At 70.2% G+C, this 18,656-nt stretch carries 10 protein-coding genes; 8 read left to right on the forward strand and 2 right to left on the reverse strand.

What is annotated here, in order from left to right; genetic code table 11:
* The first annotated feature begins 86 nt into the window (after positions 1 to 86).
* Genes ACLARN_RS08745 through ACLARN_RS08765 form a run of 5 tightly spaced genes read left to right on the forward strand, consistent with a single transcriptional unit; the run spans position 87 to position 12,655 of the window.
* A complete protein-coding gene (locus ACLARN_RS08745) occupies positions 87 to 6,407 on the forward strand; it encodes an SDR family NAD(P)-dependent oxidoreductase (protein WP_409490800.1) in 6,321 nt (2,106 codons plus the stop codon).
* Complete coding sequence (locus ACLARN_RS08750) at positions 6,401 to 10,423, forward strand: beta-ketoacyl synthase N-terminal-like domain-containing protein (RefSeq protein WP_409490801.1); 4,023 nt, start codon at positions 6,401 to 6,403, stop codon at positions 10,421 to 10,423. The genes ACLARN_RS08745 and ACLARN_RS08750 overlap by 7 nt, the downstream gene beginning before the upstream one ends.
* A 15-nt stretch (positions 10,424 to 10,438) precedes the next feature.
* The gene (locus tag ACLARN_RS08755; protein ID WP_409490802.1) at positions 10,439 to 10,738 is read left to right on the forward strand and encodes a phosphopantetheine-binding protein; all 300 of its coding nucleotides are present in this window, start codon (positions 10,439 to 10,441) and stop codon (positions 10,736 to 10,738) included.
* A gap of 4 nt (positions 10,739 to 10,742) precedes the next feature.
* On the forward strand, positions 10,743 to 11,528 hold the full coding sequence (locus ACLARN_RS08760; protein WP_409490803.1) for an alpha/beta fold hydrolase: 786 nt from the start codon (positions 10,743 to 10,745) through the stop codon (positions 11,526 to 11,528).
* Positions 11,525 to 12,655 carry a glycosyltransferase gene (locus tag ACLARN_RS08765; RefSeq protein ID WP_409490804.1) on the forward strand — a complete coding sequence of 377 codons (1,131 nt, stop codon included), beginning with the start codon at positions 11,525 to 11,527 and terminating at the stop codon, positions 12,653 to 12,655. The genes ACLARN_RS08760 and ACLARN_RS08765 overlap by 4 nt, the downstream gene beginning before the upstream one ends.
* Before the next feature lie 262 nt (positions 12,656 to 12,917).
* Here the strand turns inward: ACLARN_RS08765 and ACLARN_RS08770 are convergent, their stop codons facing one another.
* Both ACLARN_RS08770 and ACLARN_RS08775 read right to left on the reverse strand, forming a co-directional pair.
* Positions 12,918 to 13,769 carry an ABC transporter permease gene (locus ACLARN_RS08770; protein WP_409490805.1) on the reverse strand — a complete coding sequence of 284 codons (852 nt, stop codon included), beginning with the start codon at positions 13,767 to 13,769 and terminating at the stop codon, positions 12,918 to 12,920.
* Positions 13,766 to 14,710 (reverse strand): ATP-binding cassette domain-containing protein, encoded by a 945-nt coding sequence (locus ACLARN_RS08775; RefSeq protein ID WP_409490806.1) that lies wholly within the window; start codon positions 14,708 to 14,710, stop codon positions 13,766 to 13,768. Before ACLARN_RS08775 ends, ACLARN_RS08770 begins: the two co-directional genes overlap by 4 nt.
* Positions 14,711 to 15,046: 336 nt before the next feature.
* Between ACLARN_RS08775 and ACLARN_RS08780 the strand changes: the two genes are divergently transcribed.
* The 3 genes from ACLARN_RS08780 to ACLARN_RS08790 all read left to right on the forward strand — a co-directional run bounded on the left by ACLARN_RS08780 (position 15,047) and on the right by ACLARN_RS08790 (position 18,655).
* Positions 15,047 to 16,636, forward strand: a complete 1,590-nt coding sequence (locus ACLARN_RS08780) for a DUF6801 domain-containing protein (RefSeq protein ID WP_409490807.1) — start codon at positions 15,047 to 15,049, stop codon at positions 16,634 to 16,636.
* A gap of 439 nt (positions 16,637 to 17,075) precedes the next feature.
* Complete coding sequence (locus tag ACLARN_RS08785) at positions 17,076 to 17,849, forward strand: hypothetical protein (RefSeq protein ID WP_409490808.1); 774 nt, start codon at positions 17,076 to 17,078, stop codon at positions 17,847 to 17,849.
* A 2-nt stretch (positions 17,850 to 17,851) separates the two neighbouring features.
* Positions 17,852 to 18,655 carry an MlaE family ABC transporter permease gene (locus tag ACLARN_RS08790; RefSeq protein WP_409490809.1) on the forward strand — a complete coding sequence of 268 codons (804 nt, stop codon included), beginning with the start codon at positions 17,852 to 17,854 and terminating at the stop codon, positions 18,653 to 18,655.
* The last annotated feature ends 1 nt before the right edge of the window (position 18,656 follow it).

The following is an 18,656-nucleotide window of genomic DNA, read 5'->3' on the forward strand; positions in this document are numbered from 1 at the left end:
CAAGTAGGTTATTTCTTGGGAATCCCGCTGAAGATCGCCGAACCCGGCGAGGTTCGACCAGCCCCAGCCGAACAGGAGGTTCGCCGGTGAGTCTTGCGACGGCGCGCACGCGGGTACTCGGCGTCAACCCGCTCGGACGTCCGGATCCCGGGCTGGCGGCCGCCGTCGCCAGGGGAGGTGGCCTCGGGGTCGTCGACCTCGGCCGCGCAGGGTCCACAGTGGACGGAGGATTCCCCTTCGGTGTCCGGATCCCCGAGGGCTGTCAGGTGCGGTCCGAAGAGGTACGGGAAAGCGGTGCGGGGCTCGTCCTGCTGGCCGAAGGGGCAGTTTGGCAGGGCAAGGGCGATCTCCCCGTGCTGGCCGAGGTGACCGGTGTCGAGCAGGCCGTCCGGATGCTCGGCACCGGCGCCTCTGGTCTCGTCGCGAAAGGCTCCGAGGCCGGCGGCTCGGATCTCACCACGTTCGTCCTGGTACAGCGGTTGCTGGAGCGGTTCGGCGACGAAGTCCCGGTGTGGGCGTACGGCGGCATCGGACCGCGGACGGCGGTGGCCGCGATCGCCGGCGGCGCGGCAGGAGTGGTGCTCGACGGACTCGGCCTGTTCCCGGAGACCGACGTGCCCGCGGCGGCGAGGAACGAACTCGCCAGGGCCGATGACGGACTCGCGACCTTGTTCGCGAATCGCTTCGAGGCCGCGGAAAGCGCTGTCCGATCGGTCGTGCGCTCACTCGCCACGCTGCCGTCGGCGAACCCCTTGGACCAAGGCGCCCGGCTGTGCCGGACGTTGGGGACCGGCCTGCCGGTAGTGCAGGGACCGATGACGAGGGTGAGTGACCAGCCTGGTTTCGCCGCCGCCGTCGCCGCGCACGACGGGTTCCCGTTCGTCGCGGTGGCTACCGCGAACGGCGCCAAGACCACCGAACTGCTCGGCCGCACCGCCGAAGCGCTCGGCGAACGGCCTTGGGGTGCGGGCATCCTCGGCTTCGTCCCGGAGGACTTGCGCGCCGAACAACTCGCGGCTGTCCGTGCCGCGCGCCCGCGGTGTGTGCTGATCGCGGGCGGGAAACCCGCGCAGGCCAAGGCACTCGAAGCCGACGGGATCGCGACCTTCCTGCATGTGCCGTCGCCCATCCTCCTGCGGCAGTTCCTCGACGCCGGGATCCGCCGGTTCGTCTTCGAGGGCGCCGAATGCGGTGGGCACGTCGGCCCGCGGTCGAGTTTCGTGCTGTGGGAGCAGCAGCTGGACGTCCTGCGTGAACACGGCGCCAAGGACGTCGAAGTGCTGTTCGCGGGCGGGATCCACGACGCCCGGTCCGCCGCGATGGTCGCCGCGATGGCGGAGCCGCTCACCGGGATCGGTGTCCTGATGGGCACCGCGTACCTGTTCACCGAGGAAGCCGTGACCCACGGCGCCATCACCGAGGTCTTCCAGGACCGGGTGCTCGATGCCGGGTCCACGGTCACCCTGGAGACCGCGCCCGGACATCTCACCCGCTGCCTGCCCAGCCCGTACACCGACGAGTTCGCCGCGCTGAAGGCCGGGCTCCGCGCGGACGGCGTCCCGCCGCAGGAGAGCTGGCAACGGCTGGAGGAGCTGAACACCGGACGGCTGCGGATCGCTAGCAAGGGGATCCGGCGTGAAGGAGACGCCCTCGTCGACGTCGACGCTGATGGTCAGCTCGCCGAGGGCATGTACATGGCCGGACAGGTGACGGTCCTGCGGGAGCAGCGCACCGATATCGGCACGTTGCACCGCGAAGTCACCGAGGGCGCGGCGGAACTGCTCGCCTCCCGCACACTGCCTGAAGAGTCCGTTGTGGACGGTGACGTCGCCATTGTCGGCATGGCTTGCGTGTTCCCCGGCGCCCCCGACCTCCCGGCCTTCTGGTCCAACGTCGTGCGCGGCGCCGACGCCGTCACTGAGGTGCCGGATCAGCGCTGGGACAAGAAGGTCTACGCCGAACAGTCGACGTCCAAGTGGGGCGGGTTCCTGCCACCGGTGGACTTCGACCCGCTCGCGTACGGCATCCCGCCGAAGTCGATGGGCAGCATCGACCCGGCCCAGCTGGTGTCGTTGCAGACGGCCCGGCGTGCGCTTGAAGACGCGGGCTACGGCGATGGCGGTTTCGACCGTGAGCGCACTAGCGTCATCTTCGGCGCCGAAGCCGGGGGAGACCTGGCGAACGCCGGTGTCCTGCGCGCGCTGCTGCCCAGCTATTTCGAAGACGTCCCGGAAGAACTGCTCGCGCAGTTGCCGGAACTGACCGAGGACTCGTTCCCCGGCACGCTCGCCAACGTCATCTCGGGCCGGATCGCCAACCGGCTCGACCTCGGCGGCACCAACTACACCGTCGACGCCGCGTGCGGTTCCTCGCTGGCGGCGCTGGACCTCGCGGTGAAGGAGCTGCGGGCGGGTACGAGCGCGATGGTCCTGTGCGGTGCAGTCGATCTGCACAACGGCGTCAACGACTACCTCATGTTCACCTCCGCGGGCGCGTTGTCACCGACCGGACGGTGCCGTCCGTTCGACGCGACGGCGGACGGGATCGCGCTCGGCGAGGGCGTCGCGTGCCTCGTGCTCAAGCGACGCGCCGATGCCGAACGCGACGGCGACCGGGTCTACGCCGTGGTCAAGGGGGTCGGCGCCGCGAGTGACGGCAAGGCGCTCGGCCTCACCGCGCCCCGGCCCGAGGGACAACGGCGAGCGCTTGAGCGGGCCTACCGCGACGCGCGAGTGTCCCCGGCGGACGTCTCGCTGGTGGAGGCGCACGGCACCGGCACGGTCGTCGGCGACGCCACCGAACTGACCACGCTCACCGAGTTCTTCCTCGACGCGGGCGCCGAACCGGGCACGTGCGCGCTGGGTTCGGTGAAAAGCCAGATCGGGCACACGAAATGCGCCGCGGGACTGGCGGGCCTGATGAAGGCGGCGCTGGCGCTGTGGCACGAGGTCGTGCCGCCCACGCTGCACCTGAGCAGGCCGAACCCCGCGTGGGACGCCCAGAGCAGTCCCTTCACCTTCTCCACCGGTGCCCGGCCGTCGCCGGTTCCCCGCGGACGTGAGTTCGCGGGCGTGAGCGCGTTCGGGTTCGGTGGGACCAATTTCCACGCGGTGCTCGCGGCCCCGGAAGTCCCGCCCGCCCGGCGGCACGGGCCTCGCGACTGGGACGCCGAACTGGTCCTGCTCCGCGGTTCCGATGTGGACAGTGCCCGCGCCGCGCTGCGCGAGTTGCTGTCGGAGAACGAAAGTCGGCCGCTGCGGGAAATCGCCGCTCTCGCCGCCGAGCGAGGCAGGCCTGAGCCGGTGCGGCTCGCGGTCGTCGCGAGTGATCTCGCGGAACTGCGCGAGGCCGCCGAGAACGCGGGCGGGCTCACCGCGGGGAACACCGAATCCGGTGCGGTCGCGTTCCTGTTCCCCGGACAGGGCAGCCAGCGGACCGGCATGCTGGCCGACTTGTTCGTGCACTTCCCGGAACTCGCCGACGTCCTGAAGCTCGCCCCCGATGCCGCCGCGACCACGTTCCCGCCGCGTGCCTTCGCCGAAGAGACCCGCGCGGCGCAGGACGAGGCTCTCAAGGACACACGGGTCGCGCAGCCCGCGCTCGGGCTTGTCGAGTCGGCCGTGTGCCGGTTGCTCGCCGACCTCGGTGTCCGGCCGGATCTGCTGGCGGGGCACAGCTACGGCGAGCTGGCCGCGCTCTCGGTCGCCGGAGCCTTCGACACCCCGACCCTGGTGGCGCTCAGCCAGGCCAGGGCCCGCTCGATCGCCGAGGTCGCGGGCGGCGATCCTGGGGCGATGGCCGTGGTGAAGGCGTCCCGTGAGGACCTGGCCGCCGCCCTCGACCGGTCCGACGTCGTGCTGGCCAACCACAACGCACCCGCGCAGACCGTCCTTTCCGGACCGACGGCGGCCATCGAAGACGCCGTCCGCACACTGCGGGAGCAGGGGATCGGGGCCAAACGGATCCCGGTCGCCTGCGCCTTCCACAGTCCGCTGGTGGCCGGGGCGAGCGACGTGTTCGCCGTCGACCTCGACAACGCCGAGATCGGCGAGCCGGGCCTGCCGGTGTGGTCGAACCGCACCGCCCGGCCGTACGAGCCCGGAAAGGTACGCGCTGAACTGGCCGATCAGATCGGCTCGCCGGTGCGCTTCGTGGATCTGATCGAGGACATGTACGCCGCGGGCGCGCGCACGTTCGTCGAGGCAGGCCCCGGACAGGTGCTTTCCCGGCTGGCCAAGGACATCCTCGGCGATCGGCCGCATACCGTGATCGCGTGCGATCCCGGCGGCCCTGGCCTGCGCGGGTTCCTCACCGCGCTCGCGCGCCTGGCGCTCACGGGCGTCGATGTGCGCACCGAACGGCTCTTCCGTGGCCGCGTCCGCGTCGGCCCGCTTCCCACGCCGGCTTGGACCGTGGACGGCCAGACCGTCCGCGCGCCCGGCGGCGAGGTCCCCGCCCATGGGCTCGTGCCCGCCCGACGAATCCCGAGGACGACCATGAACCAGCCCGCGCCCGGTCGCGACCAGGCCGTCGTCGAATTCCTCCGCACCAGCCGCGAACTGCTGGCGGCGCAACGGGACGTGATGCTGGGGTACCTCGGCACCGCACCCCTCGCCGCCGCTCCGGCACCGGCCCCGGTCGCGCCGGTGCTGCTTCCGCCGGTCGAGACCCCGGCCGTCATCGTGCCCGCCGCCGCCCCGGAACCCGTTGCCGAGACCCCCGTGCAGGACGTGCTGGCCACCGTCATCGGCGCGATCAGCGAACGCACCGGCTATCCGGCCGAGATGATCGACGACGATCTCGACCTGGAAGCGGACCTTTCCATCGACTCGATCAAGCGCACCGAAATCGCGGGCTCGCTGTTGGCGAAGCTCGGTCTCTCCGGACGGGTGCACGACGACGCCCAGGACCAGCTCAGCCGCGATCGGACGGCGAGCGCGCTCGCCGCCAGGCTGCGGAAATGGCTCGAACCGGCGGCTCCGGCCGCCGTGACACCGGCCCCCGTCGAGGCTCCGGCAGGCCGCGCGCCCGGCCGGTACCTGCTCAGCCGGGTAGCCGCGCCGCTCGGGACGCCCGACCTCGCCAGGGTGGGCGGTAAGACGATCGCGGTGAGTTTCGAGCCCGGTCAGGAGGAGTTGGCCGAGTCGGTCCGCGCGGTGTTCGCCGAGGCGGGCGCCGTTCCGGGAGCGTTGGACGTCGCGGACATCCTGATCGTGCTGAATCCGTTGTCGGACGCCGAAGAACCGGTCGCGGCGCAGGTTTTCTCCCTGCTCAAGACCGCCAAGGGTGCGGTGGTCGTGGTAGCGAGGCCGGGGTCCGGCCACACCGCCGGGCTGCGTGGCCTTGTCCGCGCCGCGGCTCGGGAACGGACCGAGCCGACCAGACTGGTCGAACTGGAGTCCACAGTGGACCTAGCGCGGATAGCGCTGGAGGAGGTGATCGCGGAAGGGCCTGCCGCCGTGCGATACGACACCGCGGGTCGCGCCGCTTTCGAGCCGTCCGCCGGCTCTCTCGGCTCGATCGCTTACGCGGGCGCGGGTCCTGGTGGCGGCGAGACCACCGCGCTCGGGCTCGGGGTGGACTCGGTGCTGCTGCTGATCGGTGGCGCCCGCGGGATCACCGCACGGGCGGCGGTCGCGCTGGCGGCGAGCGGCTGCCGGATCGAACTGGCCGGGCGCACCCCGTGGCCCGCCGAACCCGGCGACGAGGACTTCCCCGGCGACGCGCCGGGGATGCGGTCGGCGTTGGCCGCGCGCGGCGGTTCACTGGCGGACATCGAACGCAGGGTGCGCACAGTGCTGGCCCAGCAGGAGATCGCCAGGACGCTCGACCAGATCGCCGCGGCCGGTGGGACCGCGGCCTATCGGTCGCTCGACGTGCGTGACGGCGCCGCCGTCCGGCAGGTGGTCAAGGACCTGCACACCCGCTACGGCCGTATCGACGGTGTCGTCCACGCGGCCGGGGTGATCGACGACAAGCTGATGGCGGACAAGGACGAAAACTCGTTCCGCACGGTCTACGGGACCAAAGTGGACGGTGCGCGGGCGCTGCTCGACGCCTTGGAACACTTCGGCGTCCGGCCCGGGTTCGTGACCTTCTTCGGAAGCATCGCCGCCGTACTGGGCAACCGTGGCCAGACCGACTACGCGGCGGCGAACGATGCGCTCGAGACCCTCGGCGAGCAGTGGGCGGACCGCACCGGCTGCCGGGCGTTGACCGTCCATTGGGGACCGTGGGCGCCTTCGGACGATCACACAGGCATGGTCTCGCCGGAGCTGGCTCGCGAGTACGAACGACGGGAGGTGGCGCTGATCGACCCGGACGAAGGCACCGCCGCCCTCTTGCGTGAACTCGCCTACGGCCCGGCCGACGTCCGCTCAGTGCTGTACACGGCATCGCTGTGGTGAACCAAGAGCCGGTCGCGATTGTCGGGATGGGCGTGTTCCTCCCCGGATCGTCCACTGTGGACGAGTATTGGCAGAACATCGTTTCCGGTACCGACGCGATCACCGAGATCCCGCCGCATCGCTGGGATCCGAGCTTCCACGACGGCGACGGCCGCACTCCCGACCGCACTTACGGGCGGCGCGGCGGGTTCGTCGCCGACAGCCTGGACTTCGACGCGACGGGTCTCGGCATCGCCCCCAGTTCCGTCGCCGGGATGGAGCCCGACCAGCTGGTGGCGCTGGCCGTCGCTGCTTCGGCAGTCGACGACGCGGGCGGCCTGCGACGGCTGGGCGATCTCGAACGCGTGGGCGTGATCCTCGGCAGGGGCGGCTATCTGTCGCCCGGACTCCAGCGGTTCGACCAGCGAGTCCGGTCGGTCCGCCAGATCACCGGCGCCGTCCGGGAACTGCTCCCGTCGGCGCGGCCGGAGATGCTCGACAAGCTGCGGGACGCGTTGCTGGAACCGCTCGGAGAGTTCCGGCCCGACACCGCGATCGGGCTGGTGCCGAACCTCGCCGCGTCACGCGTGGCCAACCGTTTGGACCTCGGCGGCCCCGCGTACACGGTGGACGCCGCCTGCGCGTCCTCGTTGCTGGCCGTGGACCAGGCGATCGGCGAACTCGCCCGGCGCCGCTGCGACGTCGTGCTGGCCGGCGGGGTGCACCACTGCCACGACGACACGCTCTGGTCGATGTTCACCCAGCTCGGCGCCCTGTCGCCGAGCCAGCGGATCAGCCCGTTCTCCCGCGACGCGGACGGTCTGCTGATCGGCGAGGGCACCGCGATCGTCGTGCTGAAGCGGTTCTACGACGCGCGTCGCGATGGCGACCGGGTCTATGCGGTGCTCCGCGGGTCCGGAACGTCCAGTGACGGCAAGAGCGCGAGCCTGCTCAGCCCGGCCGTGACCGGTCAGACCCTGGCGCTGCGCCGCGCGTGGGCGTCGGCGGGCCTCGACCCCACCGCGCCCGGCGCACTCGGCCTGCTGGAAGCGCACGGGACCGCGACGCCGGCCGGGGACGCTGCCGAACTCGCCACGCTCGCCGAGGTGTTCGGCCCGCCGGACGGACCGCGCGCCGCGATCGGCGCGGTCAAGGCGATGATCGGGCACACCATGCCCACCGCCGGTGCCGCCGGACTGATCAAGGCCGCGCTCGCGTTGCATCACGCCGTCCTGCCGCCGACCCTGAACTGCGCCGATCCGAGTCCGCTGCTGGACAAGACCCGGTTCCGGACCTTGGCCACGGCCGAGCGCTGGTTCGCCGGTGACGTGCCACGCCGGGCGGCGGTCAACGCCTTCGGTTTCGGCGGCGTCAACGCGCACGTGGTGCTGGAAGAGGCCGACCCGGCGCCCACGCGGCCGCGCCGGGCCAAGGTGTCCGAGGAGCCCGAGCGGGTCTTGCTGCTCGCGGCGTCCACTCCGGACGAATTGCGGGTCCTGCTCGACCACCCGGACCCGGAATCCGGCGGACGTGGACCGTGCCGGATCGGGATCGTCGGACCGACCGACAAGCGCCTCGCAGTCGCGCGGCGAGTGCTCGCGAAGGTCGCTGCCGAGGGCAAGTCCTGGCACGGGCCCAACGACATCTGGTGCAGTACGGCGCCTTTGCTGGAGCAGGAGGGCGCGAAGACCGCTTTCGTCTACCCGGGACTGGAGGCGGACGCGGAACCGCGCTGCGCCGACGTCGCCCGGCACTTCGGGCTGGAGCGGCCCGAGTGGTCGACGACGAGTGTCCTGTCCCGCGCGTCGAGCGTGTCCCAAGTCGGATTGCTGCTCGACACCGCGCTACGGCGACTCTCCATCACCCCGGACCTGCTCGCCGGGCACAGCGTCGGCGAGTGGACCGCGATGCAGGCCGCCGGGATGTACCCAGGACAGTCCACGGAGGACATGTTGAGCCGCTACTGGCCGCAGGGATTCACTCTGCCCGACGCCGAGTTCCTGGTGCTCGGCTGTTCCGCGGAACGGGCCACCGCACTGCTCGCCGCCGAACCGGAGCTGATGATCTCCCACGAGAACGCGCCACGGCAGACGATCGTCTGCGGTGACCCGGCGGCCGCGGCCCGGCTCGCCCGCCTGTGCACCCAGCACGGCGTCGTCGCACGGACGCTGCCGTTCCGGTCCGGGTTCCACACCCCGCTGATGCGCTCCCGGCTCGGCCCGTTCACCCTGCTCGCGGCGGAACTGGACCTGAAGGCGCCGCGGATCCCGGTCTGGTCGGCGACCACGGCCCGGCCGTATCCGGCGGATCCGGTGGAGGTCCGTGAGCTGTACCTGGCCCACCTGGTGCGCAAGGTCCGGTTCCGGGAACTCATCGACGCGCTCCATGCCGACGGTGCCCGCGTTTTCGTGCAGGCGGGCGCCGGTCAGGTCGGTTCGTTCGTGGCCGACACGCTGGGGGACCGGCCGCATCTGGTCATCGCGGCGTCGTCCGGCACGAGGCCCGGCCTCGCCCAGTTGCGCCGGGTGGCCACCGCGGTCTGGGTGGAGGGCGGGTCGCCCGCGTTCGACGCGCTGGAGCCACGCCGGACCCGGATCGACACGGCGGGCACACTGCTCTCGGTCGACGGTGATGCCAAGGGCATGTTCGACGGCGCGGTGCCCGAACTGGTCGACGGCGTGCCGGACGCGATCGTCGCGGAGTTCACCGCGTTGCTCGCCGAAACCAGGCAGGCCGCCGCGAGCGTCGTCAACGCGGCTGCCCGGCGCACTGACGAGTCCACTGTGGACGCCTCGCTCTCGGCGATGCCGTACCTGGTGGATCACCGCTTCTTCCGCCAGCGCCAGGACTGGCCCGACGAAGCGGACTTCCGCCCCACCGTCCCCGCGACGACGCTGGTCGACCTTGCCTGCCGCGCGGCGGAACGGGCTTGGCCGGGGATGATCGCGACCGGCGTGAGCAACGCGGCCTTCTCCCGGTGGCTGATCGCCGCACCTGCGCAGCGCGTGCCGCTTTCGATGACCCGTGAGGGCGACCGGATCAGTGTCCAAATAGGACCGCACGCCAGTATGGACGTCCAGCTGGCGCCGCGGTATCCCACGGCGCCCCGGCCGTCCCCGCTGCCGGGACCGGAAACCGCGCCCCCGCTGACCGCCGCCGAGATCTACTCGCGCCGGGAGATGTTCCACGGCCCCGCGTACCAAGGGCTCGCGAGGCTCACCGGGCTCGGTGAACGGCACATCCGCGGCGACCTCGTCGTGCCGACGGCGCCCGGCGCGCTGCTCGACAACGTCGGACAACTGCTGGGCTGCTGGCTGATGGCCACCAAGGCGGACGCGCTGCTGGCGTTCCCGACGTCGATGGGCCGGATCACCTGGTACGGCCCGGAACCGGCGCCGGGCACGCCGCTCCAGTGCGTCGTCCGGGTCCGGCTGCCTCGTCCGGACGTGCTGGAGATGGACGCCGAACTGGTGCGGGACGGCACCGTGCTGGCAAGGATCGAACAGTGGCGGGACATCCGGTTCCCGTGCGACCGGCCCGCTCACCGGGTCTACGCCTTTCCCGACCGGCACCGGCTTTCCGAGGACCACCCCAGTGGCTGGACGCTGGTCACCGACCGGTGGCCGAGCCCGGCCGCGCGCGACATCTACGCCGGCGTCCACCTGGGTTCGGCGGAACGCGCCGAATTCGCCGCCTGTGCGCCCCGGCGGCAGCGCGGCTGGCTGCTGGAACGGATCGCGATCAAGGACGCCGTGCGCGCGAAACTCAGGCTGGACGGCGTTTACCCGGCGGAAATCCGGGTCAGCGCCGACGGTACGGCGGTGACCGGGGTCCACGGCCGGGAACTGCCGCCGCTGGCAGTGGCCGTCGCGTCCACCGGAGAGGTCGCGGTGGCCCTCGTCCGGGAACGGGGCGCGACGCCGCCCCGGATCGCGGTCCGGGCCGAGGGTGATTTGGCGGGGCTGGCCGAGGAGGTCGGCCCCGGGGTGGAGTTCGCCGGGATACCGGGGCACGTGGTGGCCTGGAACCGCGGTTAGGAACAGGAGCAGAGCATGACGATCGAACAGCAGAGCCCGGCCTCCGTCTTCGGCACCGTGGCCGAATTGCTGAGAGAACTGGTGGGGGACGTCGACGTCCTCGGCATCGAGATCACCCCGCGGACCACCTTCCACGAGGATCTCCAGCTGGAGAGCATCGACCTGGTGACGTTCGCGAGCATCCTCGCCGAGTTCTTCGGCGCGGACGTCAATCTCGCGGAGTTCCTGGCGGAGAAGGATCTCGACGACGTGATCGAACTGCGGGTCGGCGACATCGCCGACTACGTGGCCGCCCGCCTCGGTGAACGGGGCTGAGGCGGTGCCGACGATGACCGTCAACGGGCTGCGCACGAACGTGCACCTCGTGCCCGGCGGGGGTACCGAGACCGTGGTGTTCCTGCACGGCATGGGTACGGACAGCCTGGCGAGCTTCTACCTCACGCTGGCCCCGCCGGTCGCCGCCGCCGGGGTGGACGTGGTCAGCTACGACCTGCGCGGGCACGGCAAGACCGAACGTCCCGAGCGCGGGTACACGATCGCGGACTTCATCGCCGACCTCGACGACCTGCTTGCCCAGCTCGACCTCGACCGGCCGGTTCACTTGGTGGGCAACAGTTTCGGCGGCACCCTCGCCTATAGCTACGCCGTGGCGAAACCGGAGCGTGTGCGCAGCATCGTGTGCATCGAGTCGGAGCCCGCCACCGAACTGTGGGCGGACAAGATGGCGCAGATCCTCGAGCACACCGTGCGGTTCTTGAAGGTCGAGGAGAGCTTCGACTGGATCGAGGCCAACTACAGCGCCCATCACCGGCGGCTGGCGAGAATGGCGGCCGAGCGGATCATGTCCACGACGATGGCCGAGGAGGTTCCGCTCGGCCCGTTGCTGACCCTGGACCAGGTGGCGGGGATCGACTGCCCCGTACTGTCCATTTTGGGCAGTCACGGGTATCAGGCCGACGATCTCAACGCGCTGACGTCCTTGTTGCCGCGCGGCGAGTTGCACGTGTTCGAGGGCCAGGGGCATTCGGTGCTCGTCGAGCAGCACCGTGAAGTGCGGGAGCTGCTGCTGAACTGGATCTCCCGGCACGGGAGGCCACGCGGATGAGCCGGTTCCTGCTGGTCGTCCCGCCGCTGACCGGACATGTGGCGCCGTTGCGCGCGGTGGCCGCCGAACTGGTGGGCCGCGGTCACGACGTCGCCTGGTGCGGTCCGGAACCCACGACGTCGGAGCTGACGCGGGCGGGCCGGGTGTACGCGGCGGGGGACGCGCTGGAGTTCGCCGTGGAGCGTCGTCCCGAGGGCCTGCGCGGCTTCGCGGCACTGAAGTTCCTGTGGGAGCAGTACCTGGTGCCGCTCGCGGACGCGATGGTCCCCGGGGTCGAGAGAGCGGCGGCCGCTTTCCGGCCCGACGTCGTCATCGCGGACCAGCAGGCCTTCGCGGGCGCCCTGGTGGCGAGCCGTCGTGGGCTGCCGTGGGTGACCTCGGCGTCGACGTCGACCGAACTCGGCGACCCGCTCGCCGCCATGCCGAAGATCGCCGCCTGGGTCGACAAATTGCAGGAAGACCTCCGGACGCGGCACAAGGTGTCCTGCGGTGACCTGCGCTTCTCCCCGGGCCTCGTTCTCGCTTTCACCACCGTGTCACTGACCGGACCGATCGCCGGCACGGGCGCTGTCCGGTTCGTCGGCCCGGCGCTGGCTCCCGCGCCCCCGGTGGGCTTCTCGTGGGACCGGCTCGACGGCCGTCCGCTCGTCCTCGCCACCCTCGGCACCGCCAACGCCGCTCTCGGCCGCCGCTTCCTCGCCGAATGCGTCGACGCCCTCGCCGGGATGCCCGAGGTCCAAGGCCTGGTCGTCGACCCCACCGGCGAACTGCTCAGCGAGGAAGTGCTGATCGCCAGGCGGATCCCGCAGGCGGAAGTGGTGCGGAAGGCGGCGGCGGTGATCTGCCACGGCGGGCACAACACGGTCAGCGAGACCCTCGCGTCCGGGCTGCCACTGGTGATCGCGCCGATCCGGGACGACCAGTCGATGCTGGCTCAGCAGGTCGAGGCCGCCGGGGCCGGGTTGCGGCTGCGCTTCGACCGCGTGAAGGCGCCGGACATTCGCGGCACGGTCACCGAAGTCCTCACCGAGCCCGCCTATGCCGCGGCGGCCGCGCGGGTGCGGGCTTCGTTCGCGGCGGCCGGGGGAGTGGTGGCCGCCGCGGACCACTTGGAGTCCTTGCCCTAGGGAGGGCCGCGCACTGCTCCCCGTGCGTTGCGCGTGAAGGTCCCCTTCCCTCGGCTCAGCCGAGGGAAGGGGACCTTCACGCGCCGTCGATGTGATCTCTGGTGACGTCGGGGCGAAAGTGGCCGGAGCCTTTCACGGACATGCGCGGCTGAGGAAACTCGACCTTCACACCGTCCCCAGTACATGAAGGACCCCTTCCTTGCGCCAGGCGCAAGGAAGGGGTCCTTCATGTACCTCAGACAGGCTCGCGCGGGAGGCCACCTCACCCTGGCGGGGCTTCCCGCGGTGACCGGAACGTCCTCGCCGCGATCCACCCGCCCGCCAGCGCCGCCACGGCCGCGATCCCGAGCGACACGGGGATCGACCAGCCCGACGGCCGTCCCAGCGCGAGCGCCCTGGTCGCGTCGATCGCGTAGGTCAGCGGGTTGATCGCCGAGACCACCCGCAGCCAGGTCGGCATGGTCTCGAGCGGCATGTAGGCGCTGGAGGAGAACATCAGCGGGAACATGACCACGAAGGACGCCATCTGCAGCGTTTCGGCCTTGCGCAGCCAGGTCGTGATGGCGACGAAGATCCAGCTCAGGCACCAGCCGACGACGAGGGTGAGCAGAAGTGCCGCGGTGACACCGAAAACCCCGCCGGTCGGCCGGAAACCGAGCAGCACCACGCTGGTGAGCGCCGTCACCAGCAGCTGCACCGCGAGCCGGGCGGAGTCGGAGATGGTGCGGGCCACCAGGACAGCCGAAAGGCTGATGGGCATGCAGCGAAGGCGTCCGGTGAAGCCACTGTAGATCTCCGCGAGCAGGCCGGCGCCCGAACTCATCGCCGTGGTCATCGCGATGTTCACCAGTGTCGCCGGGACGAGGAAGTTCACGTATCCCTGGTATGCGGCGACGCCGGGCAGCGTGCTGACGCCGTTGAAGACCTGACTGAACAACAGAAGCAGCACGATCGGTTGCAGGAGACCGAAGAACACCAGCCGCCGGTCGCCGAACGCGGTTCTCAGCGAGCGTCCGGCGAGGACGCGGACCTGGGTGGCGAAAGTGCTCGGCGGCCACGAAGCCGGATCGGTCAGGAGAACCGGCGAAGGTGCGCGGTGCCGTGCTTCGGTCATGACGGGACCGCCGGATTCCGGTGCAGGGAAAGGTAGACGTCGTCGAGCGTCGGCTCGGCGACGGTGAGGTCCTTCATCGGCGCGCCCGCCGCGTCGAGCGCGCGGACCAGCACCGTGATGTCGGAGGGCCCGGACAGTGCGACGCCGAGCACCAGCCCGGAGGCCGACGTCGTGCAGGTCATGCCGAGCCGGTGCAGTGCGGCCAAGGCCCGGTGGGCGGCGAGGTCGGTGCCGAAGGTCAGCGTCGCGGTCCGCTCCCCGAGCCGGGCCTTCAGTTCCGACGGTCTGCCGGAAACCGTGACGTGCCCCAGTCCCAGCACGATGACGTGATCCGCCAGCCTGTCCGCCTCCTCGAGATACTGCGTGGTGAGCACGACGGTGGTGCCCCGGGCGGCGAGCCGTTCGACGCCGTCCCAGAGCCCCGCGCGGCTGAGCGGGTCGAGTCCGGTCGTCGGTTCGTCCAGGAAGAGGACGTCGGGGGAGCCGACGAGACCGGCGGCCAGGTCGAGCCGCCGCCGCATTCCGCCGGAGTAGGTGCGCGCGGGCCGGTCCGCCGCGTCGTCGAGGCCGAACATGGCGAGCAGTTCGGCCGCGCGGGCCCTGGCCTGGCGGCGGTTCGCGCCCAGCAGCCGCGCGACGAGCTCGAGGTTGCCGCGGCCGGAGAGCGCGTCGTCGACCGCCGCGAACTGGCCGGTGACGCCGATTCGCCGCCGGACGTGATGCCCGGCGCGGACGACGTCGAAACCGCAGACTTTGGCGCTGCCGCCGCTCGGTTTCACCCGGGTGCTGAGGATGTCGATGAGCGTCGTCTTCCCGGCGCCGTTGTGGCCGAGCACCGCGAGCACGGTGCCACGGCCGACACGAAGACTGACGCCGGCGAGGGCGGTCACCTCACCGTAGTGCTTGGCGAGGCCGGTCACCTCGATGGCAGCCTGCTCCATTCGCCGAACGTAGCGGGGATTTCGGTACGGCCGCAATGAACGGGCGAGGACTCCGGACGCACGTGACAATTCCGCGCGTGGTCCTTCTCATGCGCGTCACAAGAACGCGCAGGTGACAGTTCCTGGTTCCCTTTCGCTGACGAAGGTGACAAAAGTGATTTCGCGCGGGTCCCGATGCCAGTGAATTCTGCACCTGACCGCATGGGGATGACAAAGAAAGGGCGACGGATTCGGTGTCCTTGCCGGTGCGGGCGGGCAGAGGTAATTTACCGCTTTCGTGACGGTGCCGTTTCGGCCGTGTCACGCAATTTCTCCGATTCCCCGGGAGTGACCGTTGTGAAGTTCCCACAGAAACTGAAGTCGAAAAGATCCGTGCAGGCCTTGGCCGCCGGTACGGTGGCCGCCGTCGCGGCCACCCTGGGTATCGTCGGCGCGGGTATGAGCGAGGCGGCGCCCGCGTCGCTGACGTTGAAGTACACCTGCCCGTTCCCGCTGATCGGCGACCAGACGCTGGTCGTGAAGATCGACACCGTCCTGCCGGACGACGCGGTGGCCGGGAAGACCTCCACCCCGATCACGTTCGACGTCGACGTCACCGTCCCGGCGGACGCGACCGCCGGGCTCGCGCTCGTCGGCGCCACCACCATCGAGGGCAGTGCGAAGGCCGGCGCGGTACTGAAGTATCCGGTCGACAAGACGCTGAACCTCGGCCTGCCGCTGGTCATCCCGGTCACGCCGGTGCCGGAGTCCGGCGACTTCCACGTCAAGACCAGCGGCAAGGCGCCCGCGGTCACGTTCCCCAGCCCTGGCACCGCTTCGGTGACGGTCGGGAACTTCAGCACCACCATGACGCCGAAGAACGCGCAAGGGCAGCCGACCGACCTCGGCACGTTCACCTCGGACTGCATCGTCCAGCCGGGACAGAACCAGCAGCTGGGGACGTTCGAGATCAAGCCCGCCGGCGGTGGCACGACGACGCCGACCACCCCGACGACACCTACTACCCCGACCACACCCACGACGCCGACCACGCCGACGACGCCCACCACGGAGCCGACGCCGACAACGACGCCGACCACTCCGACCACGGAGCCGACGCCGACCTCTCCGACGACGCCCACCACGCCCACCACGCCGACAACGGAACCGACTCCGACGACGCCGACCACTCCGACGACACCCACAACGCCGACTACGGAGCCCACTCCGACGACAACGCCGACCACCCCGACGACCGAGCCGACTCCGACGACGACGCCGACTACTCCGACCACGGAGCCGACTCCGACGACGACGCCGACTACTCCGACCACGGAGCCCACTCCGACGACCACTCCGACGACACCCACCACGGAGCCGACGCCGACGACCCAGCCGACGAGCCCGACCACCGCGCCGACCACGACGCAGCCGCCGGGTGACACCACCATCGTTTACGGCGTCAAGGGCAAGACCACCATCGCGGGGCTGAACGCCAAGCTGCCGCTGGGCCCCGGTGAGTTCACCGCGAAGCTGAACGCGCAGTCGGGCAAGTTCACCGGCCAGCTGTCGCTGCCGCCGTCTTCGGTGCAGTTCCGCTTCCTCGGCTTCTTCCCCGCCTCGGCGACGGTGAAGATCAACCAGGTCGGTGACGTGACGGGCACCGTCAACGCCGGTGCGGTCAAGGCAGACGCCAAGGCCGACGTCAAGCTGCTCACGGTGCGGCTGTTCGGATTCCCGATCCTGGCGAGTTCGACGTGCAAGACCGCTCAGCCCGCCGACATCCCGTTGGTTTCGTCGCACGGTTTCAACCCGATGAAGGGCGGCAAACTGACGGCGGAGTACACGCTGCCGCAGTTCCGCGGTTGTGGCCTGCTCACCCCGATGATCAGCGCGCTGGCGTCGGGTGACGGGAACAGCCTGGAAGTGAACCTCACCAAGAAGTAGGCCCACCAAGGTCGTGAGTGGCGATTCGGGTTATCGCCCGAATCGCCACTCGGGCCCCACTGGTCCGGCCGTCGTGAGGGCCGCACCAACCCTTCCGGGTGTCGCGAAAGCCACTTTCGGGACATCAGATGTCCCGAAAGTGGCTTTCGCGACACAGCCGCTGGGCATCGCGGACCGACCCTGCGATCAACCGCACCCAAAATCCAGTAGGTACCGAAGACACGGTTGGCTCTAACCCGAATCGTCACTCACGACCCGCGAGCGGCGAAGAAACTATCACTCGCCGCCCCTCCTCAGTACATCGGAACAGTTACGCCCGTAACAAGAATTACGGCCCCGAAACCTAAAATCCCCCATTGCTTGTTTCCCTGATCTTCCGCCAGTAGCGTGCTGCACAAGTTGGCCGCTCGGCCGGAGAAGTCGAAGTGAGGAAGCCCGAATGTCAGTGATGACCGGGCGCGTTCTGCGCGCCTTCCTGCTCCCGGCGGTGCTGGGGCTGGGGGCGCTTTCGCTGGCTTCCGCTTCGGCTGCTCCCGCGCCGACGCAGCAGGCCGAACCCGAACTGCCGCCGTCCGCCGCGCAAGCCGGGCTGAAGTTCGGTTTCTACGTCGGTGACGAACAACAGCCCACGACGAGCCGGGTCGCGAAACTCGGTTCGGACATCACGTTCCCGCAGGGCCGGTTCGACGGCATGATCCTCGGCTTCACCGGCAAGGTGCCGGTCACCGGCAAGCTCGCCATCCCGTCCACGTCGAGCTATTTCGTGTCGTTCCGGTTCATGCCTGCCACCGGCGACGTCGAACTCATCCCGGACGGCGACGCCACCGGGACCGTCCACGTGAAGACCGGCGCCAAGGGCGATTGCAAAGCGGTCGGTACTCCCATCTGCGCGGACACCGACGTCACGAACAAGGTGTTCATCAAGCTTTCCAACGTCAAAGTGGACGGCAAGGTGCTCGACGTCGGCCCGAACTGCCGGACCGCGCAGTCGGCCGCGGTGAACATCAAGGCGCTGGTGCCGCTCGCGTTCCCCGCCCCGCCGGTGAAGGTCACCAGCACCTTCCCCACGCCGGGCTTCGCCGGTTGCGGGGTCCGTGAGGATCTGAGCCCGTTGCTCACCGGTCTGGTGGCCGGACCGGGCAACACCCTGGTCACCCACCTCAAGCTGCGGTGCGTCGGCTCGGGCCCGCCCCCCAACGGATGCGGAGCCTGACGATGACCAATCCCGTCAGCTTGCTCGCCCGCGCTCCGGAGAAGGCCGCCGCGGGACTGCGCGAGTTCGGCCGCATGTGCGCCATGGGGCTCGACGTCGTCCTCGCGATGTTCCGCCGCCCGGTGCAGGTCCGCGAGTTCATCCAGCAGTTCTGGTTCATCGCGAGTGTTTCGATCATGCCGGCGATCCTCGTGTCGATCCCGTTCGGCGCGGTCCTTTCGCTCCAGCTCGGTTCGCTCACGAGTCAGATCGGCGCGCAGCAGTTCAACGGCGCGGCGAGTGTACTGGCCGTCGTGCAGCAGGCCAGTCCGATCGTGACGACTTTGATCATCGCCGGTGCCGGTGGTTCGGCGATCTGCGCGGATCTCGGTGCTCGCTCCATCCGTGAGGAGATCGACGCGATGGAGGTGCTCGGCGTCTCGCCGATCCATCGGCTGATCGTCCCGCGGGTACAAGCCGCCATCGCGGTTTCGGTGCTGCTGAACGGTTTGGTCAGTGTCGTCGGTGTGCTCGGCGGCTACTTCTTCAACGTCATCGTGCAGGACGGCACCCCGGGCGCGTACCTCGCGAGCTTCAACGCGCTGGCCCAGCTGCCCGACCTCGTCGTCAGCTCGATCAAGGCGTTCATCTTCGGTTTCCTGGCCGGTGTCGTCGCGGCCTACCGGGGACTGAACCCCCGAGGTGGCCCCAAAGGTGTCGGCGACGTCGTCAACCAGTCGGTGGTGATCACGTTCCTGCTCCTGTTCTTCGTCAACACCATCCTGACCGCGCTGTACCTGCAGCTCGTCCCCGCGAAGGGAACCTGAT

The organism is Amycolatopsis sp. cmx-11-12 (assembly GCF_046269425.1).
GTDB lineage: Bacteria > Actinomycetota > Actinomycetes > Mycobacteriales > Pseudonocardiaceae > Amycolatopsis.